The sequence below is a fragment of the Mycobacterium sp. 3519A genome (genome assembly GCF_900240945.1).
Taxonomy (GTDB): domain Bacteria; phylum Actinomycetota; class Actinomycetes; order Mycobacteriales; family Mycobacteriaceae; genus Mycobacterium.
The window spans coordinates 1,156,322-1,181,345 of sequence record NZ_OESG01000013.1; the positions used below are offsets into that span (position 1 = coordinate 1,156,322).

Here is a 25,024-nt window from a genome sequence, read left to right on the forward strand (position 1 = left end):
AATTTGCTCGTCGACTCCTGGCAGAGCGCTGTGCCATTGAGCGAATATCGTATGCAATCCGTTGGTTCCGGGTGACCGTTCGGACCAACCAAGGAGTCGCATGACCCTTTCTCGTGGGCATTCCCGCCGAAACTTCCTCTTCGCAGTTGCCACCGGCACAGCAGCTCTGGCCGTCAGCTCCTGTTCCAGCTCGACGAAGGGCGGCGCCACGGCCAGTGCGGCCGTCGAACCGCTGGCCACCGACCCCGACCACGCGCTGCAGCTCCTCACCGACGGCAACCGGCGCTTTGTCGACAACCACGCCGAACATGTCGACGACAACCTGGCGCGGCGGCTGGCCGTTCGCACGACTCAGCGACCCTTCGCGACCATCCTCAGTTGTGTGGACTCCCGGGTGCCTGTCGAGCTCGTTTTCGACCGCGGCTTCGGTGATCTCGTCGTCGTCCGGTCTGCCGGGGAAGTGTTGGACCACTCCGTGATCGGGAGCCTCGAGTTCGGCGCGGCCGAACTCAACACCCCGCTGCTGATGGTGCTCGGACACCAACGGTGCGGAGCATTGACGGCCGCTGTGAACGCGTTTGACAAGAAATCGCCGGAACAGGGTGACCTCGGCTACCTGGTCGAGGCGCTGGCTCCCGCGGTCCGCCAGGTCTCGGGGCAGCCCGGTGACCGGGTGACCAACGCCGTTCGTGCCAACGTGAAGCTCACCCTCGCCCAGCTTCGGCAGTCGCCCGTCCTGGGGCTGCTGGAAAAGCAGGGCAAGTTGAAGATGGTCGGCGCCTACTACGAACTCGATACGGGCAGGGTCGACATGATCTGACCATCAGCCTCCCTGTGGGTTCTCCAGCACGAGCGCGATGCCTTGACCTGAGCCGATGCAGACGCCGATCACCCCGTACCGCGCGTTGCGTTCACGCAACTCGGTGGCCAGGGTGAGCACGTACCGAGTGCCTGAGGCGCCGAACGGATGTCCGGTGGCGACCGCTCCTCCGTTGGGAGTCAGCTTGTCGTCTGGAACGGTGAACCCGTCCAGTTGATTGGACAGTTCCCGCAGCACACCCAGCGCTTGGGCGCTGAACGCCTCGTGTACTTCCCAGACGTCGACCTGTTCGGGGGTGATCCCGGCGCGTTTGAGTGCCAATGGCATTGCCCATGCCGGCCCGAGACCCATGATCAGCGGATCGAGGGCGTAGACCGCCGACGACACCACCCTGGCCAACGGTTCGATGCCGAGTTCGGTGGCTTTCTCTCCCGAGGCGACGATGACCGCACTGGCCCCGTCGGTGAGAGGCGACGAGTTGCCCGCGGTCATCTGGGTGGTGCCGGTCTGCGCAGGCAGCGCAGCCAACCGCTCGGCTGTGGTGTCATCGCGAATGAACTCGTCATGCTGGAACACCCGCGCCGGGGTGGTCTTGGTTGCCGGGATCGGCACCGGCATGATCTCTTTCGCCAGCCGGCCCGAATCGCGGGCCGCCGCCGCCCGTTGCTGGGACCGCAGTGCGAACGCGTCGATCTCCTCGCGGGTCAGCTCATATCGGTCGGCCACGTTCTGCGCGGTCTCGATCATCGAGATGTACGCGTTGCGCGCCAACAACTTCGGGTTCGGAGGGCCGCCAGCTCCGGCCCACATGGTGTCGAGCAGAAAGACGGGACCGCGTGGGGAGAACGCGGCGTCGCCCTTCACGTAGGCCCAGCCGGACCGGGACATCGATTCGACGCCGCAGGCGATGCCCACATTCAGATCGCCGGCCATGATCGCGTGGCTGATGTTGACCGTCGCGCTGACGGACGAGCCGCAAAACCGATTGATCGTGGCGCCCGCGACACTGTCGGGGAAGCCGGCGGCCAGAGCGGCCCACCTGGCGACATCGCCCATCCCTTCGTGGGCGGTGTTCACACAGCCGGCGACGATGTCCTCCACCTGCTCTAGCGGCATTCCGACGCGTTCGCACACACCCCGCATGGTCATACCGAGCAAATCGTCGGTCCGGATATGGGACAGCGAGCCGCCGTAGCGTCCGAACGGTGTGCGTATTCCGCCGAGAATGAACGCGTCTGTCATGGCTGTCAGCCTCTCAGTTCGGTGCCTTGCCGAGGTCTACTCGCCCGTCCGCGGTCAAGTACGGATGAACGTAGCGTTCGCAGTGTCGCTGCGCTTTGTTCTGAGTCAGCCTGGGTATCAGCGTGGCGATGTAATCCGCTGCTACACCGGGCTTTTCGGCCATCAAGGCAATTCGCCGCCCAGCCTGCCGCCGAGCCGCTCCCAGCTCAAGTCGGCGAATGATGACGACCACCCGAAATCCGCGTTCCGCGAAAACCAGGGCGGTCGCCGCACCGATTCCGCGGCTGGCGCCTGTGATCATTACGCCGCGATCCATCCGGACCACCTCCGACTGTAACCAGACATGCTGGGTCCACCTCCTGTGGCCCAGCTGGATATGGTCACGACAACGACTCGTCCAACTCGCCCAGCGAGGCGATCAGCGCGCTGTTCGCCGAGTAGTCGACCGGGCAGGCAATGACACTGACCGTGTCGTCGGCGAGTGCTTCGCGCAGGGTCGGTAACAGTTGCTCGGCCGCCGTGATTCGGTAGCCCTTCGCGCCGAAGCTCTCCGCATAGGCGACGAAGTCCGGATTCTTGAAGCGGGTATCGACGTTGTGGCCTATCTCGAGATCCATCTTCCAGCTGATCAGGCCATAGGCGTTGTCCTCCCAGATCAGGATCACCATCGGTGTTCTCAGCCGTAGGGCCGTCTCGATCTCCTGGGAGTTCATCAGAAACGCTCCGTCGCCAGTGGCGACGAGCACCTTCGCGTCCGGCCGGGCGATCTTCGCCGCGATCGCTCCAGGCACTGTCCAGGCCATGGTCGAGAGCCCATTGGAGATCAGGCAGGTGTTCGGCTCGTAGGTGGGGTACAGCCGTGCCATCCACATCTTCAGGGCACCGGTGTCCACGAGGACGATGTCGTTGCGTCGCAAGGCTGTTCGGGTGTCCGCGACAATGCGGGCCGGGGCCATCGGGAACCTGTCGTCGGCGCGGCCTCGTTCGAGTTCGCCGGCGAGCAACTCGCGGATCATCTCGTGCCCTGGTGAGGACGGCGGCTCGCGAGTCAATAGTTCTGCCAGCGCATCGAGGGTCCGGCCGATGTCGGCGTGCAAGCCGACCGCGACGTCGTAGTGGGCATCCACTTCGGCGGGGAAGCGGTGAATGTGGATGATCCTGGTGTCCCCGGAGGGATTGATCCGGACCGGATCGAATTCCTGCAATTCGTAGCCTACGGCCACGATGACATCGGCCTGGTCGAAGCCGAAGTTGACGTAGTCATGGCGCATGAAACCGACCGCACCAAGCGCGAGCGGATGGTCGTCAGGCATCACGCCCTTGCCGTGAAACGTTGTGGCAACCGGGATATCGAGGGCTTCAGCAAACCGGCGCACGGCCTGTGAAGCTTCACCGCGAGCAGCCCCATGCCCTGCGAGCAGGATGGGATTGCGCGCGTTGCGAAGAATTTCCGAAGCACGCTGCAGCTGGGCGGCCGAGGGGTCGTCCGGTCGGGGGACGTTCACAGGCAACGGCCGGGAGTCGTCCGGGTAGGCGGCGTCTTCGACGTCCTCGGGGACTGCGAGGTAGACCGCCCCAGGGCGCTCGGTCTGGGCCAGCTTGAATGCTTTGCGGATCATCTCCGGGACTGCTGGCGGTGTCGCGACAAGCGCCGACCACTTGGTCGCGGGTGTGAACATCGAGACGAGGTCAACCCCCTGGTGGGATTCCTTATAGCTGCGACGCATCCCTACCTGGGCCGAAACAGCAACTAGCGGAGTCGAATTCGTTGTTGCATCTGCGACACCGAGTAAGAGATTGATTGCCCCAGGGCCGAGGGTGGCTGAGCAGACACCGGCGCGGCCGGTCAATCTGCCGTAGACCTCCGCCATGAACGAGGCACCTTGCTCGTGTCGGGTCAGCACATACTCGATGGACGACCTCGACAGAGCGTCGACCAACCGGATGTTCTCCTCACCCGGGATGCCGAAGACGTGTGTCACGCCCTCGTTCTCCAGGCATTCGACAATGAGATCGGCGGTCGTGCGACTTTGTTCGTCCATTCGAGCGAGAGTAGCCGCGACCGCCTCGTCGCGGCTTGCCTTCGGCACGCGTCAACGACCCTGAGGTACCTCACGGAAACCCGGCCCACCGGCGTCGACCACTGAGTTGAAGCGGATGCGGGTTTCGAGTTCGCTGATAGCGTCGATCGCGCTAACCGGCTCAATCTTCGTCAATCGCGGCAGAATTATCAGCGTCAGACGATGTTTGGGCGACCCACATACGTTGTAGTGGGTGGTGCTGAAGCATTGCGAACAAGACAAGGGAGACATGGATGACGGTCATCGTGACACTCGAACTGCAATTCAAGCCTGAGTCGGTCGCGGCTGCGCGTGACGTCATGGGTCAGGCGCTTCAAGTCACCCGCGGGTTCGACGGAAATAGTCGAACCGACGTCCTTGTCGATGAGGACGATGAGGCGCACTGGCTCATCTACGAGATCTGGGACACCGTCGAGCACGACGAGGCTTACCGCAGCTTTCGGGCCGGCGATGGCCGAATCACCGACCTGCCTCCCTTGCTCGCGGAGCCTCCCGTCAAGAAGCGATACGTCATCAGCGACGTCTGAACAAGGCCGTGTTCGATATGCGCGTTCGGGGTTCGGTGCATCGGTGCGTCTGCTCTTATTGGACTCATGGGGTTGGGTTCCGTGGCAGATGTGCTCGCACGAATGCGTGTCATTGATTCGCAGGCGCCCGCGGGTGACGGCGTCGCCGTGTTCAATCGGGTCTATCTTCGGGTCACCGAAATGATCGCGGAGCGCTTGGCCTCCGGCGGTGTGTTCCACGACGACGCCTTCATCACCGATCTCGACGTGCGATTCGCCGATTACTGGTTCGAGGCTTACGACGCCCCCGGCGCGAAACCGAAGGCGTGGGCGCCGTTGTTCGCCGCACGTGCGAATCCCGGTTTATTGCCGATTCAATTCGCACTCGCAGGCATGAACGCGCACATTGAGCACGATCTGGCGCTCGCTGTGGTCACCACGTGCGCTGCGCGTCGGCTTACGCCCGAAAGCGCAGGTGTTCAGCAGGATTTCGACAAGGTCAACGAACTGCTCGCCAGCGTGGAGGCGGAGATCCGTCGGTCGTTTCTCACCGACGTCGAACAGTCCATCGACGACCACCTGGGACCGATCGCTCACTTGGTCACGTCGTGGAACATCGAAAAGGCACGCGACTTCGCCTGGTTGAGCGCGCAGACGCTGTGGGAGTTGCGCCGGACCCGCTACTTGTTCGACGCCTACGCCGCAACCCTGGCCCGCACCGTCGGAATGGGATCGCGGCTATTGCTGACCTCGCTCAACTAGCAGGCTCGAAGCGAACGAACACGCCCTTGGAGGTGGGGGTGTTGCTGATGTCGGCGACGCTGTCCAGCGGTACCAGCACATTGGTTTCCGGGTAGTACGACGCCGCCGAACCACGCGCTGCGGGATAGGCGACCACCCGGAAGTTCTCGGCTCGCCGTTCGACACCGTCGTCCCAGGTGCTCACCAGGTCGACCATCTGCCGGTCGACCAACCCGAGTTCCTCGATGTCGGCGGGGTTGATCAGCACGATGCGGCGACCGTTCTTGATGCCGCGGTACCGGTCGTTCGGTGCGTACGGCACGGTGTTCCACTGGTCGTGGCTGCGCATCGTCTGCAACACCAGATGCCCTGCCGGAACCTGGATCCGGTCGAACGTATTGCAGGTGAACTGCGCCCTGCCCGACGCCGTGTTGAATCGGTGCTCGTTGACCGGGTTCGGCAGCCGGAACCCACCTGGCCGGCGCACCCGCTCGTTGAAGTCCTCGAAATCGGGCACCACGCGTGAGATCGCGTCGCGGATCATGTCGTAGTCGGATTCGAACTTCTCCCAGCCGATTTCGTGGGTGTCTCCCAGGGTGCGGCGGGCCAGTCGGCAGACGATCGCCACCTCGCTGAGGAGGTGCTCGGACGCGGGGGTGAGCCTGCCGCGGGACTGGTGCACGATGCTCATCGAGTCTTCGACCGTGATGAACTGCTCGCCCGTCGCCTGGGCATCGCGGTCGCTGCGGCCGAGGGTGGGCAGGATCAGCGCCGTGTCACCGCACACGGCATGCGACATGTTCAGCTTCGTCGAGATGTGCACCGTCAGCCGGCAATTGCGCATCGCGCGTTCGGTCAACTCGCTGTCAGGGGTCGCGCGCACGAAATTGCCTGCGAAGCCGACGAACACCTTGGCCCGGCCGTCGCGCATGGCCCTGATCGAGTCCACCGCGTCGAGGCCGTGGTGCGTCGGGGGAGCGAAGCCGAACTCCCGCTCGAGCGCATCGAGGAACGACTGAGGCATCTTTTCCCAGATGCCCATCGTGCGGTCGCCCTGGACGTTGCTGTGACCGCGAACCGGGCACACCCCCGCGCCCGGGCGGCCCAGGTTTCCGCGCAGCATTAGGAAGTTCACGATCTCGCGCACGGTCGCCACACCGTGCTTCTGCTGGGTGACGCCCATCGCCCAGCACACGATGACCTTCGAGCTGGCGAGCACCCGATCGACGACCTGCTGGATCTCCTGCTGCGAAAGACCGGTCGCGTCAAGCACATCCGGCCAGGAGATCTGTCGTGCGTGGGCGGCGAACTCCGCGAAACCCGTGGTGTGGGTGTCGATGAAATCGGAATCCAGCACCATTCCCGGCGCGTCGTCTTCGGCCTTCAACAGCAGCGCGTTGATGGCCTGAAACAGCGCCAGGTCGCCACACGGCTTGATGTGCAGGAACTGATCGGCGATCGCGGTGCCGCGGCCCAGGATTCCCCTGGCCTTCTGCGGATTCTTGAACCGGATCAGTCCCGCTTCGGGCAACGGGTTCACCGCGATCACGTGTCCGCCGTTGCGTTTGGTTTCTTCCAGCGCCGACAGCATCCGAGGCATGTTGGTCCCCGGGTTGAGTCCCACCGCCAGCACCAGGTCGGCGGTTTCGAGGTCCTCGAGGCTCACACTGCCCTTGCCGATTCCCAGCGTCTCACTCAGTCCGGCGCCGCTGGATTCGTGGCACATGTTCGAACAGTCGGGCAGATTGTTGGTGCCGTACGCCCGTGCGAACAGTTGCAGCAGAAACGCCGCCTCGTTGCTGAGCCTGCCCGAGGTGTAGAACAGCGCCTCGTCGGGTGAATCCAGCCCGCGCAACTCGGTGGCCATAACGTCGAAGGCACCGTCCCAGTCGATCGGCTCGTAGTGGTCGGATCCGGGCCGCTTCACCATCGGCTCGGTCAACCGGCCCTGTTTGTTGAGCCACATGTCCGACTTCGTGGCCAGTTCGGAGATCGAGTGCTCGCGGAAGAACTCTCGGGTTATCCGGCGGGTGGTCGCCTCGTCGTTGATGTGTTTGGCGCCGTTCTCGCAGTACTCGTTGCGGTGCCGCTTACCGGCCTCAGGCTCCGGCCATGCACAGCCCGGGCAGTCGATGCCGTCAGCCTGATTGATGCTCAGCAGGTTGAGCGTCGTCCGCACCAGCGAAGTCTGCTCCAGCGAGTACTCCAGCGCGTGCATGACCGCAGGCACTCCGGCTGCTGACTTCTTGGGCGGCTTGACCTTCGGGTTCTCGACGCCCATGTGTTCAGTTGCCTTTCGTGCTCGCGCGGACAAGCCGACTCTCGTTGCTGCCCTTCATCATTGCGGGCTGCGCCCACAGCCGTCCAACAGAAATCTGTTACCGGCCGATAGCGAGATGTTATCAGCGCCGCTCAGAGGACCTTCAATTCCTCCGCGACCTCGGTGACCGACTTCTTGGCGTCGCCGAACAGCATGGTGGTGCCGTCGGCGTAGAACAGCGGGTTCTCGATGCCCGCGAAGCCGGAGTTCATCGAGCGCTTGAGCACGATGACCGACTTGGACTGGTCGACGTTGAGGATCGGCATGCCGTGGATCGGACTCGACGGATCGTTGCGCGCCGCCGGGTTGGTGACGTCGTTGGCGCCGATGACGATCGTAACGTCGGTCCTGCCGAATTCGTCGTTGATGTCGTCCATTTCCTTCATCGCGTCGTATTCGACGTCAGCCTCGGCCAGCAGCACGTTCATGTGCCCTGGCATCCGCCCCGCGACCGGATGGATCGCGTACTTCACCGGCACGCCGCGCTGTTCGAGCATGCCCGCGAGGTCCTTGACGGCGTGCTGGGCCTGCGCGACGGCCAGTCCGTAGCCGGGCACCACGATGACCTGGTTGGCGTAGGCCATCTGGATCGCGGCGTCGGCCGCCGAGGTGGCCTTGACCACCTTGTCGGTGCCGTCGTCGCTCGATGCCGCCATGCCGCCGCCGCCGAAGCCGCCTGCGACGATCGCCGGGATGGAGCGGTTCATCGCCTTAGCCATCAGGTTGGTCAGGATCGAACCAGAGGCGCCGACGATCATGCCCGCCACGATCATCGCGGTGTTGTCCAGTGCCAAACCTGCTGCCGCAGCGGACAATCCGGTCAGCGCGTTGAGCAACGAGATCACCACCGGCATATCGGCGCCGCCGATCGGCAGCACCACCATCAAGCCGAGGACACCCGCGGCGACGAGCAGTCCGACCATCCACCACAGCGATGCGCCACCGCTTCCCGGATGCGCGGCCAGGCCGATCGCGATCGCGGCGGCGACCGCGCCCGCGAGCAGCAACAGGTTGAACGGCTGCTGTGCCTTGCCGATACCGATCGGGCGGCCCGGCAGCACCTCCTGCAGCTTGCCGAACGCGATGATCGAACCCCAGAACGACACCGAGCCGATGATCGCGGCGAACAGTGAGGCCACCACGATGTGCACGGTCGGCGACTCCCCGTGCTGGAAATCCGAAAAGCCCGCGGTGTCAATGAATTCCGACAGCGCGATCAGCGCCACCGTGCCGCCACCGACCCCGTTGAACAGGGCGACCAGCTGCGGCATCGCGGTCATCTTCGTCATCCGGGCCGGCGGCACCCCGAGTGCCACCCCGAGCAGGAGGCCGGCGATGATCAGGCCCCAGTTCTCGCTGTGCCGGATCGCGATCAGCGTCGCGAGGACCGCGACGGCCATCCCCGCACCCGCGATCCAGTTGCCGCGCACCGCGGTCTTGGGTCCGGTCAACCCCATCAGGCCGTAGATGAACATCGCGAACGCGATGATGTACAGCACTGTGACGAGATAGTTCATCGCGCTTGCCCATTCGTTCCCACGGCGGAGGCCGGCTTCTTACCTTTGAACATGCCCAGCATCCGGTCGGTCACCACGAAGCCGCCGACCACGTTGAGCGTGCCGAACACGACCGCGACGAACAGGATGACCTGCTCGGCGAGGTTGGGGTGCTCGACGCGGCCGAGCACCACCAGCGCACCGATCAGCACGATGCCGTGAATTGCGTTGGTGCCCGACATCAACGGGGTGTGCAAGGTGTTGGGCACCTTGGAGATCACCGAGAACCCGACGAACCCTGACAACACCAGGATCGCCAGATTGGCCAACAACTGGTCGTACATCTCAGTTGGTCTCCTCACGTGTGACGCACGAAGCAGCCACGACTTCGTCTTCGAAATCCGGTGCCACTTCGCCGTCCTTGATCAACAGCTCGAGCAGCGACGCAATGTTCTTGGCGTACAACTCGCTGGCGTGTTCGGGCATGGTGGCAGGCAGGTTCAGCGGCGACGCGATCGTCACATCGTGTTTGACGACGGTCTGGCCGGGTTCGGTCAGCTCGCAGTTGCCGCCGGTCTCACCGGCCAGGTCGACCACCACACTGCCCGGCTTCATACCGCGCACCGCGGCCGCCGTGACCAGCCGGGGCGCGGGCCTGCCGGGAACCAGGGCGGTGGTGATGACGACATCGAACCCCGTGATCGCCTTCTCCAGCGCGTCCTGCTGCTGGGCCCGCTCGGCCTCGGTGAGTTCGCGCGCGTAGCCGCCCTCTCCGGCGGCGTCAATGCCGAGGTCAAGCCACTGTGCACCGACCGAGCGCACCTGATCGGCGACTTCGGGCCGCACGTCGTAGCCCGTGGTCTTGCCGCCGAGCCGCTTGGCCGTCGCCAACGCCTGCAGACCGGCCACACCGACACCGAGCACCAGCACGGTGGCCGGCTTCACGGTGCCCGCCGCGGTGGTCAGCATCGGGAAGAAGCGGGTGGCCTCCGAGGCCGCCACCAACACGGCCTTATAACCGGCGACGTTGGCCTGCGATGACAATGCATCCATCGCCTGTGCGCGGGAGATCCGTGGAATCGCTTCCATGGCAAAGCCTGTGACGCCCGCGAGCCGCAGATCCTCGGCAACCTCGGGATGTGTGCGGGGCGCCAGGAAGCCCACGATCGTGGATTCGGGCTTCAGCAGCGCGATTTCGTCCTTGGTCGGCGGGTTGACCTTCACCACCAGATCGGCGGGCCATGGGTCACCGATCGTGGCGCCCGCGCGTTCGTACTGTTCGTCAGGAATCAAAGCCCCTGTGCCGGCGCCACTTTCGACGACGACGTCGAGGCCTGCAGCGCGCAGTTTCTCGACGACCTTGGGGACCAGCGCGACACGGCGTTCATCTGCCGCGGTCTCGCGCGGCACTCCGATCAGCGTCATATTCCTCTTCCTGGCTGTGGCCGGGCAGAAAGTTCGTACGCCGATAACGGCGACGCCCAGGCGCGGACCATTGCCACAGTAAAGGAGATCGCATACTGTATGCAACCAGATCCGAGGAACCCGCACGGCTGTCGTGGCCGCGCGTGGCTGTACATACAGTATCCACAGGCAGGAGTGTCGCCATGAAGATTGCAGTCGTCGGGGCCGGAGCAATTGGCGCGTACTGGGGCGCTTCGCTGCACCGAGGCGGTGCTGAGGTCCACCTGATCGCACGCAACGAGCATCTGCGGGCCATGCGGGAGAACGGGGTGCAGGTGCTCAGCCCGCGCGGCGACTTCGTGGCGCACCCGCACGCCACCGACGATCCCGCCGAGATCGGCCCCGTCGACTATGTCTTCCTCGGGCTCAAGGCGCACAGCTATCCCTCCTGTGGTCCGCTGGTGCAGCCGCTGCTGGGTGAGCACACCGCAGTCCTGCCCGCGCAGAACGGAATTCCGTGGTGGTACTTCCATCAACTGCCCGGGCCGTACGAGGGCCGCCGCATCGAAGCCGTTGATCCGGGCGGGGCCACCAGTGCCGTGCTGAAACCGGAGAGGGCGATCGGCTGTGTGGTCTATCCGGCGACGACGATCGAGGCGCCGGGCGTGATCCGGCATCTCGAGGGCACCCGGTTCTCGATCGGCGAGCCGTCCGGGGAGATCTCGCAACGCTGTAAAGACCTGAGCGACGCGATGATTGCCGGCGGACTGAAGGCGCCGGTCGAGGCGAACCTGCGCGACGACATCTGGATCAAGCTGATGGGCAACGTCGCGTTCAATCCGCTGAGCGCGCTCACCAGGGCCACCATGGTCGAGATCTGCCAGAACCCCAACACCCGCACGATCGTCACCCAGCTGATGGAGGAGACGCTCGACATCGCGGCCAGAGTCGGTAGTACACCGGACATTTCGATCGAGAAGCGGCTGCGCGGCGCGGAGAACGTCGGCCACCACAAGACGTCCATGCTGCAGGACCTCGAGGCCGGTAAGCAGCTGGAGCTCGACGCCATCGTCACCGCGGTGGTGGAGATGGCCGACCTCACCGGCGCCCCCGCGCCGACGCTTCGCACCGTGCACGCCGCCGCCGACCTCCTTGCCCAGACCTGCGCGCCTGCGACGTCGCATGCCGCCGTTGTCCCGCAGCCCGAACCCGCGCTGCGCTGACGAGAGGAACATCGTGAACCGACGCGCCAAGATCGTCTGCACACTCGGACCGGCCACCGCGACCGCTCCGCAGCTGGCCGAACTCATCGACGCCGGAATGGATGTGGCCCGGCTCAACTTCAGTCATGGTTCGCAGGCCGAGCATTCGGCGGTCTATGACACCGTGCGCCGCATCGCCGCCGAGCGGGGGCGTGCCGTGGGTGTGCTCGCCGACCTGCAGGGCCCGAAGATCCGGCTCGGCCGGTTCGCCGAGGGGCCGGTGTTCTGGGCCGACGGCGAGCAGATCGTGATCACCACGTCGGCGTGCGCCGGCGACCACGACAGGGTGTCGACGACGTACGACGGGCTGGCCGCAGATGTGCGTCCAGGTGACCGACTGCTGGTCAACGACGGCAAGATCGAACTGCGGGTGCTCGACGTGGACGACACCGATGTGCGCTGTGAGGTCATCCACGGCGGACCCGTCAGTGACAACAAGGGCATCTCGCTACCGGGTGTCGCGGTCAGCGTGCCGCCGCTGTCCGAGAAGGACATCGAAGATCTCAAGTTCGCCCTCGAACTCGGTGTCGACATGGTGGCCATGTCGTTCGTGCGGGCGCCCGAAGAGGTCAAGCTGGCGCACGCGATCATGGACGAGATGGGCAAGCGAGTTCCCGTCATGGTGAAACTCGAGAAACCGGAGGCGGTTTCGGACCTGCCCGCGATCATCGATGCGTTCGACGGCTTGATGGTCGCGCGCGGCGACCTCGGCGTCGAGATGCCGCTTGAGCAGGTTCCGCTGGTGCAGAAGCGGGCGATCAGCTTGTGCAGGCAGGCGGCCAAACCGGTCATCGTCGCGACGCACATGCTCGATTCGATGGTCGCCGACACGCGCCCGACGCGGGCGGAGGTGTCCGACGTCGCCAACGCGATCTTCGACGGCGCCGACGCGGTGATGCTGTCCGCGGAGACCAGCGTCGGCGCCTACCCTGCGCACACCGTCGAGACGATGGGTCGCATCGTCATGACGGCCGAAGACGCACTGCGACAAGGCAAAGCGACCGAACAAGCGCTGCGGGAAGACGAGGACGCGGGCATCAGCGATGCGGTTGCCGCGGCCGCGTGCCAGCTCGGCAGGCGAATCGGAGCGGTGGCGCTGTGCTGCTTCACCCGGTCGGGGGACACCGCGATGCGGTTGGCCCGGCAACGGTCGCCGTTGCCGCTGATCGCGTTCGCGCACAACGAATCGGTCAGGGCGCGGTTGGCGTTCACCTGGGGGATCCAGTCGGCGGTGTTGGCCCCGTCGAGCACACCGGAGACCATGCCTGCGGTGGTGAGCCGTGGTCTGGCCGATCTCGGTATCTCGCATCCGGGCAGCCTGGTGGTCGTGGTGTCCGGGAGCCGTGACGGCGTCGCGGGCTACACCGACCGGATGCGCGTGCTGCGCATCGAGTGACGCCCCCTGGCCGAACGTTCCTTACCGCTCGAAATTTCGCCGATTTTTCGAGCGGTACGGAACGTTCGCCGCACGCTGCGGGCGGGTCAGGCCGACGCCGCCCGGCTTTCGAGTTCGGCGATCTTGGCGCGCAGTTCACGCTCGGCGTTGCGGCGCTCGCTGACCTCGCGCATGATCGCCGAGATCCCGACGATCTGGTCGGCATCGTCCCGCAGCAGCGCGACACTGAACTCGATCGACAGCCGATGCCCGTCGCGGTGGGTGGCAGGCACGCTCAGCAGCTTGTCGCCGTACCGGGTATATCCGGTGGCCATGGTCTGGAAGTAGCCCTTCCAGTGCCGCTCGCGCAGCTTCTCCGGAATGATGATGTCCAGGTTCTGGCCCAGCGCCTCCTCGACCGAGTAGCCGAACATCCGCGCGGACCCCTCATTCCACAACCTGATGATTCCGGCCGGATCGGTGACCACGATGGCCTCGCCGGATTCCCTGACGACCGCCGCGGCAAGCCATTCCTCGGTCACACCGGTCACATTCGAACCTTCGGCCACGTCACGCTCCGTTCCTCATTCGATTGCTCGCTGGACATAGTCGCAGGAGACCTCTAGCATACGCAATATCGAATACTGAATACAATCTGAGAGCGCTGAGGAGGGCCTGTGCTGCTGCGCCAACTGGAGTACTTCGTGGCGGTGGCCAGGGAGCGACACTTTGCGCGCGCGGCCGAGAGCTGCTACGTGTCGCAGCCTGCGCTGTCCACCTCGATCGCAAAGTTGGAACGCGAGCTCAGCGTCACCCTCATCAACCGTGGCCAGAACTTCGAAGGGTTGACCCCCGAGGGCGAACGGTTGGTCGTCTGGGCCAAGCGCGTGCTCGCCGAGCACGACGCTCTCAAGGCCGAGGCCGCCGCGATGCGCTCCGGCATCTCGGCGACGTTGCGGCTCGGGACGGGGCCGACGGTGTCGACGACGGCGGCTCTTCCGGTGGCGGCATTCTGCGCGCTGCACCCGTTGGCAAGGGTGAAGGTGTGCTCGCGGCTATCGTCCACCGAGTTGCTCCGTCAACTCCGCGACTTCGAATTGGACGTGGCCATCGCACATTTCGGCCCTGACGACCAGTCGGGGCTCGAGGTGGTGCCGCTGTATGAAGAGCAGTATGTGCTTCTGGTGGCGGGTGATCAGCTGGTGCCGTCAGCACGGACCATCACCTGGGCCGAGGCGGCCCAGTTGCCGCTGGCACTGCTCACACCCGATATGCGCTTTCGCCAGTTCATCGACAAGGCCTTCGCAGGCAGCGGGGCGCTGCCCGCGCCGCAGGTCGAAACCGACTCCGTCGCATCGCTTTACGCACACGTCGCGACCGGCGCGTGGGCCAGCGTGGTGCCGCACACCTGGCTGCGCGCGATGCCGGTGAACGGCGCGGCGAGGGTGATCCGCCTGGTCGGGCCCGACACCACAGCACAGATCTCGATGGCGATTCACGCCGGCATGCCCGGCTCCGTCGCCGCGCGGGCGTTCTTGAACGTCGCCGTCGGAACGCCGTTGAACGACATCTTCGAACTGCACGGAAAGGATCTCGTCCACGTCGCATAACGCCTGCGGTGGACGTAGGTCCGCCTTCGGCACGCCGTGATAACCGCCGTTTATCGGGTGATTGGAAACAGGTGTTGGACTCACCCGACCGCGACGCGGAAAGTTAACTCCAACAAGGGAATAAGCGCGAACAGCCAGGAAGGGCCCACATCATGACCATTGCTTCCCTGCCGGACACGGAGGTAGAGAGCGCCCCCGAGCCGCAAGAGCCGGGTGCTCTCACCGATGGGATCCATCTGGTCGTGGACGCGCTCAAGCTCAACGACGTACACACCATCTACGGTGTGGTCGGCATCCCGATCACCGACCTGGCCCGCCTCGCCCAGGCATCGGGCATCCGCTACATCGGTTTCCGCCACGAGAGCGACGCCGGCCACGCTGCGGCCGCAGCGGGCTTTTTGACCAAGAAGCCCGGCATCTGCCTGACCGTCTCGGCCCCCGGCTTCCTCAACGGCCTTGTGGCACTGGCTAATGCGACCACCAACTGCTTCCCGATGGTCCAGATCTCCGGCTCCAGTGAGCGCCATCTGGTCGACCTGCAGCGCGGCGACTACGAGGAGATGGACCAGCTGGCGGCGGCCAGGATGTTCGCCAAGGCGGCCTACCGAGTATCGCGGGCCGAGGACATCGGCCGGGGTATCGCCCGCGCCATCCGCACCGCGGCCTCCGGCCGTCCCGGCGGCGTGTACCTCGACATCCCGGCCGCGGTGCTGGGCGAGGTGATCGACGCGGCAGAGGCCTCCAAGACGTTGTGGAAGGTCGTCAACCCCGCGCCGCGGCAACTGCCGGAGACCGAAATGGTCGACTCCGCAATCGATCTGCTCGCCAACGCCAAGCGGCCACTGATCGTGCTCGGTAAGGGCGCGGCCTACGCGCAGGCCGACGAGCAGATCCGCGAATTCGTCGAGACCACCGGCGTACCGTACCTGCCGATGTCGATGGCCAAGGGCCTGCTGCCCGACGACCACCCACAGTCGGCGGCCACCGCCCGCTCGCTGGCCCTCAAGCGCGCCGACGTCGTGATGCTCGTCGGAGCCCGGCTCAACTGGCTGCTCGGACACGGCGATGCGCCGCAATGGAATCCGGACGCCAAGTTCATCCAGGTGGACATCGCTGCCAACGAGATGGACAGCAACCAACCGATCGCGGCGCCGCTGGTCGGCGACATCGGCTCGGTGATGGAGGCGCTGCTCGAGCGGGCGAAGCCCGGCCAGATCAGCGTGCAGTCCGACTGGCGCGAAGAGCTGGAGGCGAAGTCGTCGTCGAACGTCGCCAAGATGGCAGGCCGACTGGAATCGGCGCTGACCGCGCACCCGATGAAATTCCTCGGAGCGCTGCAGGCCATCCGCGACGTGCTGCAGGACAACCCGCAGGCCTACGTCGTCAACGAGGGCGCCAACGCACTCGACTTGGCGCGCAACACGATTGGCATGCAGGTGCCGCGGCACCGGCTGGACAGCGGCACATGGGGCGTGATGGGCATCGGCATGGGTTACGCGATCGCCGCCGCCGTCGAGACCGGTGACCCGGTCGTCGCGATCGAGGGCGACAGCGCATTCGGGTTCTCCGGTATGGAACTGGAGGCGATTTGCCGCTACAACCTGCCGATCGTCACCGTCATCCTCAACAACAGCGGCGTCTACCGCGGAGACGAATCGTCGAACACGACGGACCCGGCGCCGACCGTGCTGCAGGCAAGGCACGAATACATGATCAAAGCGTTCGGTGGCAAGGGATATCAGGCCACGACACCCGCAGAAGTTGCGGCAGCACTGCGCGAAGCCCTCGCGTCGGGCAGGCCTGCGCTCATCGACTGCGTCATCGATCCCTCGGACGGGACCGAGAGCGGCAACATCGCGCATCTCAACCCGAAGGGCATCACCGCAAAGCACTGAGCTCGCTCGCACCGACACGACAACAACCGACGAAAGGAAACGTGTCATGACCGATTTGCCCCTCTCCGGGATCAAGGTGATTGACTTCACCGGGGTCCAGGCAGGCCCGGCGTGCACCCAGATGCTCGCCTGGCTCGGAGCCGACGTCCTGAAGGTCGAGCGGACGAGCGGCGGTGATGTCACGCGTAACCAGTTGCGGGACATCCCCGAACTGGACGCGCTGTACTTCACCATGCTCAACAGCAACAAGCGCTCGCTGGCGATCAACACGAAGTCACCCGAGGGTCTCGAGGTGATGGAGAAGCTGATTCGCGAGGCGGACGTGCTGGTGGAGAACTTCGCACCGGGCGCCATGGACCGGATGGGCCTGTCGTGGGAGAAGATCCAGGAATGGAACCCGCGGTTGATCTTCGGTTCCGTCAAGGGCTTCAACGACGACTCGTCCTGGAATGACCTCAAGGTGTACGAGAACGTCGCGCAGTGTGCCGGCGGCAACGCCTCGACCACCGGGTTCTGGGATGGCCCGCCGACCGTTGCCGGCGCCGCCCTTGGCGACAGCAACACGGGTATGCACCTGCTGATTGGCATCCTGACCGCGCTGATCCACCGGGAGAAGACCGGCAAGGGCCAGAAGGTTTCGGCCGCCATGCAGGACGCCGTGCTGAACCTGTGCCGGGTCAAGCTGCGCGACCAGCAGCGCCTGGAGCGTGTCGGCTACCTGGAGGAGTACCCGCAGTGGCCGAACGGCGAGTTCGGCGAGGCCGTTCCGCGCGGTGGCAACGCAGGCGGCGGCGGGCAGCCGGGCTGGGTCGTCAAGTGCAAGGGCTGGGAGACCGACCCCAACGCCTACATCTACTTCACCATTCAGGAGCAGAACTGGAAGCGCACCGCCGAGGCAATCGGTCGGCCCGAGTGGGTGGACGACCCCGGCTACAGCACCGCGCGTGCCCGTCAGGACAAGATCTTCGACATCTTCGCCGAGATCGAGAAGTGGCTGGCGGACAAGACGAAGTGGGAAGCGGTCGACATTCTGCGTGAGTGGGAGGTGCCGTGTGCGCCCGTCATGTCCATGAAGGACCTCGCGGAGGACAAGGACCTGCGCAAGAGCGGCAGCATCGTCGAGGTCGAGCAGCCGGGCCGGGGTACCTACCTGACCGTCGGCAGCCCGATCAAGTTCTCGTCGTTCAAGCCCGACATCAAGGGCGCGCCACTGCTCGGTGAGCACACCGACCAGGTCCTCGCCGAACTGGGCTACGACGCGGAGACCATCGCTGCGTGGCACGAGAAGAAGATCGTCGTTTAATCCCGCCCGCCCGGGTGTGAACCGCCCCAGGCGCGTCCTGGGGCGGTTCAACCCATTTCGTTAGGAGTCGAGGCATGAACACCGCCCTTGTTCGAGATATCGTCACGACTCACAAAGGGCAGCGAGGCGCTTTGCTTCCGATCCTGCACGCCATCCAGGAAGCACTGGGATGCGTTCCACCGGAGGCTATTCCGGTGCTCGCTGACGAATTGAACCTGTCCCGCGCCGACGTGCACGGCGTGGTGTCCTTCTATCACGACTTCCGTTCGACGCCCGCTGGGCGTACCACGGTCCGCATCTGCCGCGGAGAGGCCTGTCAGGCCGTCGGTGCGCAACGTCTGGTGGACCACCTGCAAGACACCCGCGGGCTGAGTCTAGGGGACACCAGCGCGGACGGTTCCGTCACTGTCGAACAGGTCTTCTGCCTCGGCAACTGCGCGTTGGGGCCCGCGGCGCAAGTGAACGGCCGGCTGCGGGGACGGCTGGACGAAGCACGCTTGACGACGATCCTTGATGAGGCGGTCGCGCAATGAACACACCCGTAACTGTTTACGTGCCAAGGGACTCCGCGGCCAAGTCGGTCGGCGCCGACGACGTCGCAGCAGCACTGAACAGCGCGGCGACGCGCCGCGGCCGCGCTGTTCAGGTGGTGCGCAACGGGTCCCGCGGAATGCTCTGGCTCGAGCCGCTGGTGGAGGTGGAGACCCCGCAGGGGCGCGTCGGCTATGGGCCGGTGGCGGCCGCCGACGTCGACGACCTGGTGGCGGCCGGCCTCCTGGACGGAGCCGACCTGCCGCAGCGGCTGGGCGTGGTCGACGAATTGCCTTGGCTGGCATCGCAGAACCGGGTCACCTTCTCCCGGATGGGTGTCACCGATCCGCTGTCGCCCGACGACTATCTGCGGCACGGCGGCATCGTCGGCCTGGTTCGTGCGCTCGAGATGTCGCCGGCGGACGTCGTCGCTGAGGTGACGGAGTCCGGATTGCGCGGCCGCGGCGGCGCAGGATTCCCGGCCGGCATCAAGTGGAAGACGGTGCTCGACTGCGTCGACGAGTTGAAGTTCGTCTGCTGTAACGCCGACGAAGGCGACAGCGGCACGTTCGCCGACCGCATGCTGATGGAGGGCGATCCGTTCCTGCTCATCGAGGGCATGACGATCGCCGCGTACGCGGTCGGCGCCACCGAGGGCTACATCTACATCAGGTCGGAGTACCCCGACGCGATCGCCACGATGCGCGCCGCGATCGAGATCGCTTACGGCCGAGGGTGGCTCGGCGACGGCGTGCTCGGCTCGTCACTGAACTTCGACCTCTTCGTGCGCGTGGGCGGCGGCGCCTACATCTGCGGCGAGGAAACCTCGATGCTGGAGAGTCTGGAGGGCAAGCGCGGCATGGTCCGCGCCAAGCCGCCGATTCCGGCGATCAACGGTTTGTTCGGGAAGCCGACCGTGGTGAACAACGTGCTCACCCTTGGCACGGTGCCGACGGTGCTCGCGCACGGCGCCAAGGCCTACCAACAACTCGGCGTCGAGCGGTCCCGCGGCACCCAGGTCTTCCAACTCGGCGGCAACATCAAGCACGGCGGCATCGTCGAGACCGCGTTCGGCATCACCCTCGGTGAACTCGTCGACGGTTACGGCGGCGGCACCCGGTCCGGTCGCTCGGTACGGGCGGTGCAGGTCGGCGGGCCGCTGGGCGCGTACCTGCCGAGGGCGCAGTTCGACCTGCCGATGGACTACGAGGCGTTCGCCGCGGCGGGTGCCATGGTCGGTCACGGTGGCGTCGTGGTGTTCGACGAGACCGTCGACATGGCGGCGCAGGCCCGGTTCGCGATGGAATTCTGCGCTGCGGAGTCGTGCGGCAAGTGCACACCCTGTCGGGTCGGCGCGGTGCGCGGCGTTGAGGTCATCGACCGGATCACCGCAGGGGAGCACCGCGACGAAAACCTGGCGCTGCTCGAGGATCTGTGCGACGTGATGACCGAAGGTTCGTTGTGCGCGATGGGCGGGCTGACGCCGATGCCCGTGCGCAGCGCGATCAACCATTTCCCAGACGATTTCTCCGCCAAAGAACCCACAGCCAAAGAACCCATCAGCGCGAGGACGGAAGGCCAGCCATGAGTCTGCTCAAGGAACCCGACTTCGGCACCCCGGCCAAGACCGGACCCGCGACGGTCTCGCTCGAGGTCGACGGATTCCCGGTGTCGGTGCCGGAGGGCACGTCGGTGATGCGCGCGGCCGCGACGGCCGGTGTCGACATCCCCAAGCTGTGTGCGACCGATCGACTCGACGCGTTCGGCTCCTGCCGGCTGTGCCTGGTCGAGATCGACGGCCGCCGCGGCACGCCCGCGTCGTGCACCACTCCGGTGGCCGACGGCATGGTGGTGCGCACGCAGACGCCGAAGGTGGCCAAGCTGCGTGAGAACGTCATGGAGCTCTACATCTCCGACCACCCGTTGGACTGTCTCACCTGCGGCGCCAACGGCGACTGCGAATTGCAGGACATGGCAGGCGTTGTCGGGCTGCGCCAGGTGCGGTACGGCTACGAGGGCGAGAACCACTTCGACGCGGTCAAGGACCAGAGCAACCCGTACTTCGACTTCGATCCGTCGAAATGCATTGTCTGCTCCCGCTGTGTGCGCGCATGTGACGAGATTCAAGGCACGTTTGCGCTGACCATCGAGGGCCGTGGCTTCGAGTCGAAGGTCTCACCCGGCGCAGGCGAGTTGTTCATGGACTCCGAATGTGTGTCGTGCGGTGCCTGCGTGCAGGCGTGCCCGACCGCGACCCTGCAGGAACGCTCGGTGATCGAACTGGGCATGCCGTCGCGGTCCGTGGTCACCACCTGTGCCTACTGCGGTGTGGGATGTTCATTCAAAGCCGAACTGCGCGGCGACGAACTGGTCCGCATGGTGCCCTACAAGGACGGCGGCGCCAACGAGGGACACTCATGTGTCAAGGGCCGGTTCGCCTTTGGCTACGCCACCCATCCCGACCGCAAGCTCAAGCCCATGGTGCGCGACGCGATCACCGATCCGTGGCGCGAAGTGGAATGGGACGAGGCGATCGACACCGTCGCACGCAGGATGCTCGACATCCGGCGACGGCACGGCGCAGGCGCGATCGGCGCCATCACCTCGTCGCGGTGCACGAACGAAGAGGTCTACGTCGTGCAGAAGATGGTCCGCGCCGCGTTCGGCAACAACAACGTCGACACCTGCGCGCGGGTGTGCCACTCGCCGACGGGGTATGGCTTGAAGCAGACCTTCGGTGAGTCGGCAGGCACCCAGGACTTCCGGTCCGTCGCCGAAGCCGACGTGATCATGGTGATCGGTGCCAATCCCACCGACGGTCACCCGGTCTTCGCGTCCAGGATGAAGCAGCGGATCCGCCAGGGCGCAAAGCTCATCGTCGTCGACCCCCGTCGCATCGACCTGGTTCGCTCTCCACACATCGAGGCCGATCACCACCTGCAGTTGAAGCCCGGCACGAACGTGGCCGTGGTCAACGCGATCGCACATGTGGTGGTGACCGAGGGCCTGGTCGACACGGCGTTCATCGCGGACCGCTGTGAGGGCTTCGAGGAATGGGCGGAGTTCATCGCCCGCCCGGAGAACAGTCCTGAAGCGGTGCAGGAGATCACGGGTGTGCCCGCCGCGGAGGTACGCGCCGCGGCGCGGTTGTACGCGCAGGCCCCCAATGGCGCCATCTACTACGGCCTCGGTGTGACCGAGCACAGCCAGGGCTCGACCATGGTGATGGGCATGGCGAACCTGGCGATGGCGTGCGGCAACATCGGCCGTGACGGCGTCGGGGTCAACCCGTTGCGCGGTCAGAACAACGTGCAGGGCTCCTGTGACATGGGGTCGTTCCCGCACGAATTCAGCGGGTACCGGCATGTGGCCGACGACGCGGTGCGTGAGGTCTTCGAAAACCTCTGGGGCACAGCCCTGTTGCCGGAGCCCGGGCTTCGCATCCCGAACATGTTCGACGCCGCGATCGAGGGCAGCTTCCGCGGCCTGTTCGTGCACGGCGAGGACATCGCGCAGTCGGACCCGAACGTCGGACACGTCACCGCCGCGCTTGGCGCGATGGAGTTGGTGATCGTCCAGGACCTGTTCCTCAACGAGACCGCCAAGTTCGCGCACGTGTTCCTGCCCGGCGCCTCGTTCCTGGAGAAGGACGGCACATTCACCAACGCCGAACGACGGATCAACCGCGTGCGCGCGGTGATGAAACCGAAGAGTGGCAAGCACGAGTGGGACATCGTCTGCGAGATCGCGACGGCGATGGGCTACCCCATGCACTACGACCACCCCAGCCAGATCATGGACGAGATCGCTTCGGTGACACCGACCTTCGCCGGCGTGACGTTCGACCGGATCGATGAGATGGGCAGCATCCAGTGGCCCTGCGACGGCGACGCGCCCGACGGCACGCCGATCATGCACGTGGAGGAATTCACCAGGGGCAAGGGCAGATTCATGCCGACGCCGTTCGTGCCTACCGACGAGCGCAGCACCCGCCGCTTCCCGCTGATCTTGACGACCGGCCGGATTCTGAGCCAGTACAACGTCGGCGCCCAGACCCGCCGCACGGCCAACATCGCCTGGCATCAGGAAGATGTGCTCGAGATTCATCCGCACGACGCCGAGGATCGCGGCATCACCGATGGCGACGAGGTGACTGTCGCCAGTCGCGTCGGCAAGACGAAACTGCGGGCCAGGATCTCCGACCGGATGCCGACGGGAGTCGTGTACACCACGTTCCACTATCCGGTGACGGGGGCGAACGTGGTGACCACCGACAACTCGGACTGGGCCACGAACTGCCCGGAGTACAAGGTGACCGCGGTTCAGGTGACGCTGGCCCATCCGGTCGTCACCGAGCACGCGGAGCGCGCGTTCGACGGCGTGCTGACCGCGGAACTGGTGGACTGATCATGGCGGCCAACGCTCCCGCGGAGATCAAGATGATCAACAACATCGCCGCGCATTTCGGCTATCTGCGCGACGAGCAGGCCGCCAATGCGGTGGCCGATCACATCCGGCGGTTCTGGGATCCGCGCATGAAGCAGCGACTGCTATTGCTCGCTGCCTCGGACACAGAGGATCTCGATCCGATCGCGGCAACTGCGGCGGGCCTGCTGCGCTGAGGTTGAAAAGTCGAGGCCGGGTGATCGTCGCGATCACCCGGCCTCGACTGCTCGCTTCAGGCTATCCGCGTCTGCCCGCCGATACCCTCGTGGTCGACATCTCGCCAGAAGTCGATGTCGTACTGCGTGTCCGGGATCTGGATCATCTGCCACGATCCAGCGGGGCGGGGCTGTCCACCCGCCAATTCCAGTTCCTCGATGTCGATCTCGAGTCGGTGGATGCCGTTGAGGATGCACTCGACGTCGTTCACGACGCGACGGTTGGCGTGGCACTGCGGATACGTCGCGACAAGCGACGTCACGCACCCTCGCAGATTCGCGATCAGATGCCGCAGCTCGTTGACTTCAGGCTTGATGGACATGAATCTCCTTGTCGTGATGAGGAATCGGTGTTAGCGCGGCAACCGCGAGATGAGGTGGCCAGGCTGATGGAGCAGACGCGTGGTGACCGCGGCGCACAGTCCGATCAGCCCAGCCGCGACGAACACGTTCATCAGCGCGGGGGAGTGCACCAGGAAGGCGGGCAGCCCGATACCGATCAGCCCACCGAACACCTTGGCGCTGTAGACCAGGCCGAAGTTGCGCACGGCGTTGTGCTCACCGAAGTAATCCGCCACCAGGCTCGCCAGCAGCGGGTAGCAGGCACCGCCCGCCAATCCGCTGAGCCCGGCGAAGATGACGAACGGCGCCGCCTGATGGACGACGGCGGAATACACCAGGCCCAACTGGGCGCAGCCCGCGAGCAGCAGTGCCCCGGTCAGTGTCTGACGTCGCCCGAACCGGTCAGAGACGTCGCTGGCCACCGCGCGCCCGCCGCCGCTGACGACAGCGAGCAGGCCGATGGCCGCCGCGGCGACGACCGCGCTGAAACCGTTGGAAATAGCGGCGATCGGCACGTAGGCGACCGCCAGCAGGAACGTCGCGGCGGCGAACACCATGATCAGGTACATCACCACGAACGCGGTCGTGCGCACCGCCTGGCCTGGCGCGTATTGTCGGGCGGCCGGCGCATTGCTGCGCAGACTGCGGTTCAGTCGCTTGTCGACAGCCCACAGCCGCGGATCGACATCGGCGGGCCACCAGCCCGCGGGCGGATCCCGAAAGAACAAGCCGCACAGGGCCACCACGGCCAAGACGACGACGCCGACGCCGGTCAAGATCGCGGTGTGGTTGGTCTCCGAGAGGCCTGCCGCGAACAAGATGATGAACGGAACGGCGCCGTAGCCGAATGCGCCGGTGACCACGCCGATTCGCGATCCTCGAGCCTCGGGGTACCACTTCGCGACTGTGGAAGCACATGTGGCGTAGACGATTCCGGCACCGCTGCCGCACAGCACCGAATAGCCGAGGACGGCGCCGGCGAGACTGCCGGTGTAGGCCAGGCTGAACGGGCCTGCGGCGCACAGCAGCGCGCCGACGAGCATCGCGTGCGACGGGGCGACGACCGAGTGATGGCGCAGTGCCGCGGTCAGCGCCGCCGCGCCTGCTTGGAACATCACCCACAAGGCCAGCACCCAGAACGCCGCTGTCAGGTCCCTCGCCGTCGTCGCGACGGCGGCGAGACCGTACCCGTACTGCAACACGCTGATGGCTGCCATGGCCGCCCATGGCAGCCACAGCATCCATTTGCGGGACCGGCCCATGATGTCCTGCGGTCGTTCACCGACTCGATAGGAAAGGCCGTGAAAATCGCGAACTTCGGCGACTGCGACTCCGTGAGTGTTGCCGTTCATGGTCGGCCTCCGAACAGTTCTAGTACGATTGCATACAGTATGCGACTAGCATAACTATGACGTGGATCACTTGTCCACCGTTA

General features: G+C 65.4%; 21 protein-coding genes and 1 pseudogene. 12 read left to right on the plus strand and 10 right to left on the minus strand.

Annotation, left to right across the window (positions count from 1 at the left end; translation table 11 throughout):
• The first annotated feature begins 100 nt into the window (after positions 1–100).
• Complete coding sequence (locus tag C1A30_RS13435) at positions 101–820, plus strand: carbonic anhydrase (RefSeq protein WP_101948769.1); 720 nt, start codon at positions 101–103, stop codon at positions 818–820.
• Positions 821–823: 3 nt separating this feature from the next.
• Here the strand turns inward: C1A30_RS13435 and C1A30_RS13440 are convergent, their stop codons facing one another.
• The 3 genes and pseudogenes from C1A30_RS13440 to C1A30_RS13450 form a co-directional block, all read right to left on the minus strand.
• The gene (locus C1A30_RS13440) at positions 824–2,062 is read right to left on the minus strand and encodes a thiolase family protein (RefSeq protein ID WP_101948770.1); all 1,239 of its coding nucleotides are present in this window, start codon (positions 2,060–2,062) and stop codon (positions 824–826) included.
• Positions 2,063–2,285: 223 nt separating this feature from the next.
• Positions 2,286–2,378, minus strand: a pseudogene (locus C1A30_RS36520) (SDR family NAD(P)-dependent oxidoreductase); the annotation flags it as partial.
• Between the two features lie 64 nt (positions 2,379–2,442).
• Entirely contained in the window at positions 2,443–4,104 is a 1,662-nt protein-coding gene (locus tag C1A30_RS13450; RefSeq protein ID WP_101948772.1) for an acetolactate synthase large subunit, read from the minus strand.
• A gap of 272 nt (positions 4,105–4,376) precedes the next feature.
• Between C1A30_RS13450 and C1A30_RS13455 the strand changes: the two genes are divergently transcribed.
• The gene (locus C1A30_RS13455) at positions 4,377–4,670 is read left to right on the plus strand and encodes a putative quinol monooxygenase (protein ID WP_101948773.1); all 294 of its coding nucleotides are present in this window, start codon (positions 4,377–4,379) and stop codon (positions 4,668–4,670) included.
• A gap of 66 nt (positions 4,671–4,736) precedes the next feature.
• Positions 4,737–5,411: a DUF5995 family protein gene (locus C1A30_RS13460; protein ID WP_101948774.1), complete on the plus strand. Its 675-nt coding sequence runs from the start codon at positions 4,737–4,739 to the stop codon at positions 5,409–5,411.
• Here C1A30_RS13460 and C1A30_RS13465 read toward each other — a convergent pair.
• From C1A30_RS13465 to C1A30_RS13480, 4 genes are all read right to left on the minus strand, one after another.
• Entirely contained in the window at positions 5,404–7,671 is a 2,268-nt protein-coding gene (locus C1A30_RS13465; protein WP_101948775.1) for an FdhF/YdeP family oxidoreductase, read from the minus strand. The genes C1A30_RS13460 and C1A30_RS13465 overlap by 8 nt on opposite strands.
• A gap of 131 nt (positions 7,672–7,802) precedes the next feature.
• A complete protein-coding gene (locus tag C1A30_RS13470) occupies positions 7,803–9,227 on the minus strand; it encodes an NAD(P)(+) transhydrogenase (Re/Si-specific) subunit beta (RefSeq protein WP_101948776.1) in 1,425 nt (474 codons plus the stop codon).
• On the minus strand, positions 9,224–9,550 hold the full coding sequence (locus tag C1A30_RS13475) for an NAD(P) transhydrogenase subunit alpha (RefSeq protein ID WP_101948777.1): 327 nt from the start codon (positions 9,548–9,550) through the stop codon (positions 9,224–9,226). The genes C1A30_RS13470 and C1A30_RS13475 overlap by 4 nt, the downstream gene beginning before the upstream one ends.
• A gap of 1 nt (position 9,551) precedes the next feature.
• Entirely contained in the window at positions 9,552–10,631 is a 1,080-nt protein-coding gene (locus C1A30_RS13480) for a Re/Si-specific NAD(P)(+) transhydrogenase subunit alpha (protein ID WP_101948778.1), read from the minus strand.
• A gap of 182 nt (positions 10,632–10,813) precedes the next feature.
• On the opposite strand from C1A30_RS13480, the gene C1A30_RS13485 reads away from it, so the two are divergent.
• Together C1A30_RS13485 and pyk are read left to right on the plus strand one after the other, a co-directional pair.
• The gene (locus C1A30_RS13485; protein WP_101948779.1) at positions 10,814–11,833 is read left to right on the plus strand and encodes a 2-dehydropantoate 2-reductase; all 1,020 of its coding nucleotides are present in this window, start codon (positions 10,814–10,816) and stop codon (positions 11,831–11,833) included.
• A gap of 13 nt (positions 11,834–11,846) precedes the next feature.
• Positions 11,847–13,268 (plus strand): pyruvate kinase, encoded by a 1,422-nt coding sequence (gene pyk, locus C1A30_RS13490; RefSeq protein WP_235009880.1) that lies wholly within the window; start codon positions 11,847–11,849, stop codon positions 13,266–13,268.
• Positions 13,269–13,354: 86 nt separating this feature from the next.
• Here pyk and C1A30_RS13495 read toward each other — a convergent pair whose 3' ends face one another.
• Positions 13,355–13,798: a PAS domain S-box protein gene (locus tag C1A30_RS13495; RefSeq protein ID WP_235009881.1), complete on the minus strand. Its 444-nt coding sequence runs from the start codon at positions 13,796–13,798 to the stop codon at positions 13,355–13,357.
• Between the two features lie 126 nt (positions 13,799–13,924).
• Here C1A30_RS13495 and C1A30_RS13500 point away from each other — a divergent pair, with 126 nt between their 5' ends.
• From C1A30_RS13500 to C1A30_RS13530, 7 genes are all read left to right on the plus strand, one after another.
• A complete protein-coding gene (locus tag C1A30_RS13500; protein ID WP_067803152.1) occupies positions 13,925–14,857 on the plus strand; it encodes a LysR family transcriptional regulator in 933 nt (310 codons plus the stop codon).
• Positions 14,858–15,009: 152 nt separating this feature from the next.
• Positions 15,010–16,752: an oxalyl-CoA decarboxylase gene (oxc, locus tag C1A30_RS13505; protein ID WP_101948781.1), complete on the plus strand. Its 1,743-nt coding sequence runs from the start codon at positions 15,010–15,012 to the stop codon at positions 16,750–16,752.
• Positions 16,753–16,798: 46 nt separating this feature from the next.
• On the plus strand, positions 16,799–18,055 hold the full coding sequence (gene frc, locus C1A30_RS13510; protein ID WP_101948782.1) for a formyl-CoA transferase: 1,257 nt from the start codon (positions 16,799–16,801) through the stop codon (positions 18,053–18,055).
• Between the two features lie 74 nt (positions 18,056–18,129).
• Entirely contained in the window at positions 18,130–18,588 is a 459-nt protein-coding gene (locus C1A30_RS13515) for a formate dehydrogenase subunit gamma (RefSeq protein ID WP_101948783.1), read from the plus strand.
• Complete coding sequence (locus C1A30_RS13520; protein WP_101948784.1) at positions 18,585–20,174, plus strand: NADH-quinone oxidoreductase subunit NuoF; 1,590 nt, start codon at positions 18,585–18,587, stop codon at positions 20,172–20,174. The genes C1A30_RS13515 and C1A30_RS13520 overlap by 4 nt, the downstream gene beginning before the upstream one ends.
• On the plus strand, positions 20,171–22,993 hold the full coding sequence (gene fdhF / locus C1A30_RS13525) for a formate dehydrogenase subunit alpha (RefSeq protein ID WP_101948785.1): 2,823 nt from the start codon (positions 20,171–20,173) through the stop codon (positions 22,991–22,993). Before C1A30_RS13520 ends, fdhF begins: the two co-directional genes overlap by 4 nt.
• A 2-nt stretch (positions 22,994–22,995) precedes the next feature.
• Positions 22,996–23,208 (plus strand): formate dehydrogenase subunit delta, encoded by a 213-nt coding sequence (locus C1A30_RS13530; protein ID WP_101948786.1) that lies wholly within the window; start codon positions 22,996–22,998, stop codon positions 23,206–23,208.
• 56 nt (positions 23,209–23,264) lie between these two features.
• On the opposite strand, the gene C1A30_RS13535 is transcribed toward C1A30_RS13530, so the two are convergent.
• Together C1A30_RS13535 and C1A30_RS13540 are read right to left on the minus strand one after the other, a co-directional pair.
• Positions 23,265–23,570, minus strand: a complete 306-nt coding sequence (locus C1A30_RS13535; protein WP_101948787.1) for a hypothetical protein — start codon at positions 23,568–23,570, stop codon at positions 23,265–23,267.
• Between the two features lie 30 nt (positions 23,571–23,600).
• The gene (locus tag C1A30_RS13540; RefSeq protein WP_101948788.1) at positions 23,601–24,941 is read right to left on the minus strand and encodes an OFA family MFS transporter; all 1,341 of its coding nucleotides are present in this window, start codon (positions 24,939–24,941) and stop codon (positions 23,601–23,603) included.
• Positions 24,942–25,024 lie beyond the last annotated feature (83 nt).

Bases quoted from the DNA above. Each gene is read 5' to 3' on its own strand.
- C1A30_RS13435 (WP_101948769.1), top strand. From the start codon at position 101: ATGACCCTTTCTCGTGGGCATTCCCGCCGAAACTTCCTCTTCGCAGTT.
- C1A30_RS13440 (WP_101948770.1), bottom strand. From the start codon at position 2,062: ATGACAGACGCGTTCATTCTCGGCGGAATACGCACACCGTTCGGACGC.
- C1A30_RS13450 (WP_101948772.1), bottom strand. From the start codon at position 4,104: ATGGACGAACAAAGTCGCACGACCGCCGATCTCATTGTCGAATGCCTG.
- C1A30_RS13455 (WP_101948773.1), top strand. From the start codon at position 4,377: ATGACGGTCATCGTGACACTCGAACTGCAATTCAAGCCTGAGTCGGTC.
- C1A30_RS13460 (WP_101948774.1), top strand. From the start codon at position 4,737: ATGGGGTTGGGTTCCGTGGCAGATGTGCTCGCACGAATGCGTGTCATT.
- C1A30_RS13465 (WP_101948775.1), bottom strand. From the start codon at position 7,671: ATGGGCGTCGAGAACCCGAAGGTCAAGCCGCCCAAGAAGTCAGCAGCC.
- C1A30_RS13470 (WP_101948776.1), bottom strand. From the start codon at position 9,227: ATGAACTATCTCGTCACAGTGCTGTACATCATCGCGTTCGCGATGTTC.
- C1A30_RS13475 (WP_101948777.1), bottom strand. From the start codon at position 9,550: ATGTACGACCAGTTGTTGGCCAATCTGGCGATCCTGGTGTTGTCAGGG.
- C1A30_RS13480 (WP_101948778.1), bottom strand. From the start codon at position 10,631: ATGACGCTGATCGGAGTGCCGCGCGAGACCGCGGCAGATGAACGCCGT.
- C1A30_RS13485 (WP_101948779.1), top strand. From the start codon at position 10,814: ATGAAGATTGCAGTCGTCGGGGCCGGAGCAATTGGCGCGTACTGGGGC.
- oxc (WP_101948781.1), top strand. From the start codon at position 15,010: ATGACCATTGCTTCCCTGCCGGACACGGAGGTAGAGAGCGCCCCCGAG.
- frc (WP_101948782.1), top strand. From the start codon at position 16,799: ATGACCGATTTGCCCCTCTCCGGGATCAAGGTGATTGACTTCACCGGG.
- C1A30_RS13515 (WP_101948783.1), top strand. From the start codon at position 18,130: ATGAACACCGCCCTTGTTCGAGATATCGTCACGACTCACAAAGGGCAG.
- C1A30_RS13520 (WP_101948784.1), top strand. From the start codon at position 18,585: ATGAACACACCCGTAACTGTTTACGTGCCAAGGGACTCCGCGGCCAAG.
- fdhF (WP_101948785.1), top strand. From the start codon at position 20,171: ATGAGTCTGCTCAAGGAACCCGACTTCGGCACCCCGGCCAAGACCGGA.
- C1A30_RS13530 (WP_101948786.1), top strand. From the start codon at position 22,996: ATGGCGGCCAACGCTCCCGCGGAGATCAAGATGATCAACAACATCGCC.
- C1A30_RS13535 (WP_101948787.1), bottom strand. From the start codon at position 23,570: ATGTCCATCAAGCCTGAAGTCAACGAGCTGCGGCATCTGATCGCGAAT.
- C1A30_RS13540 (WP_101948788.1), bottom strand. From the start codon at position 24,941: ATGAACGGCAACACTCACGGAGTCGCAGTCGCCGAAGTTCGCGATTTT.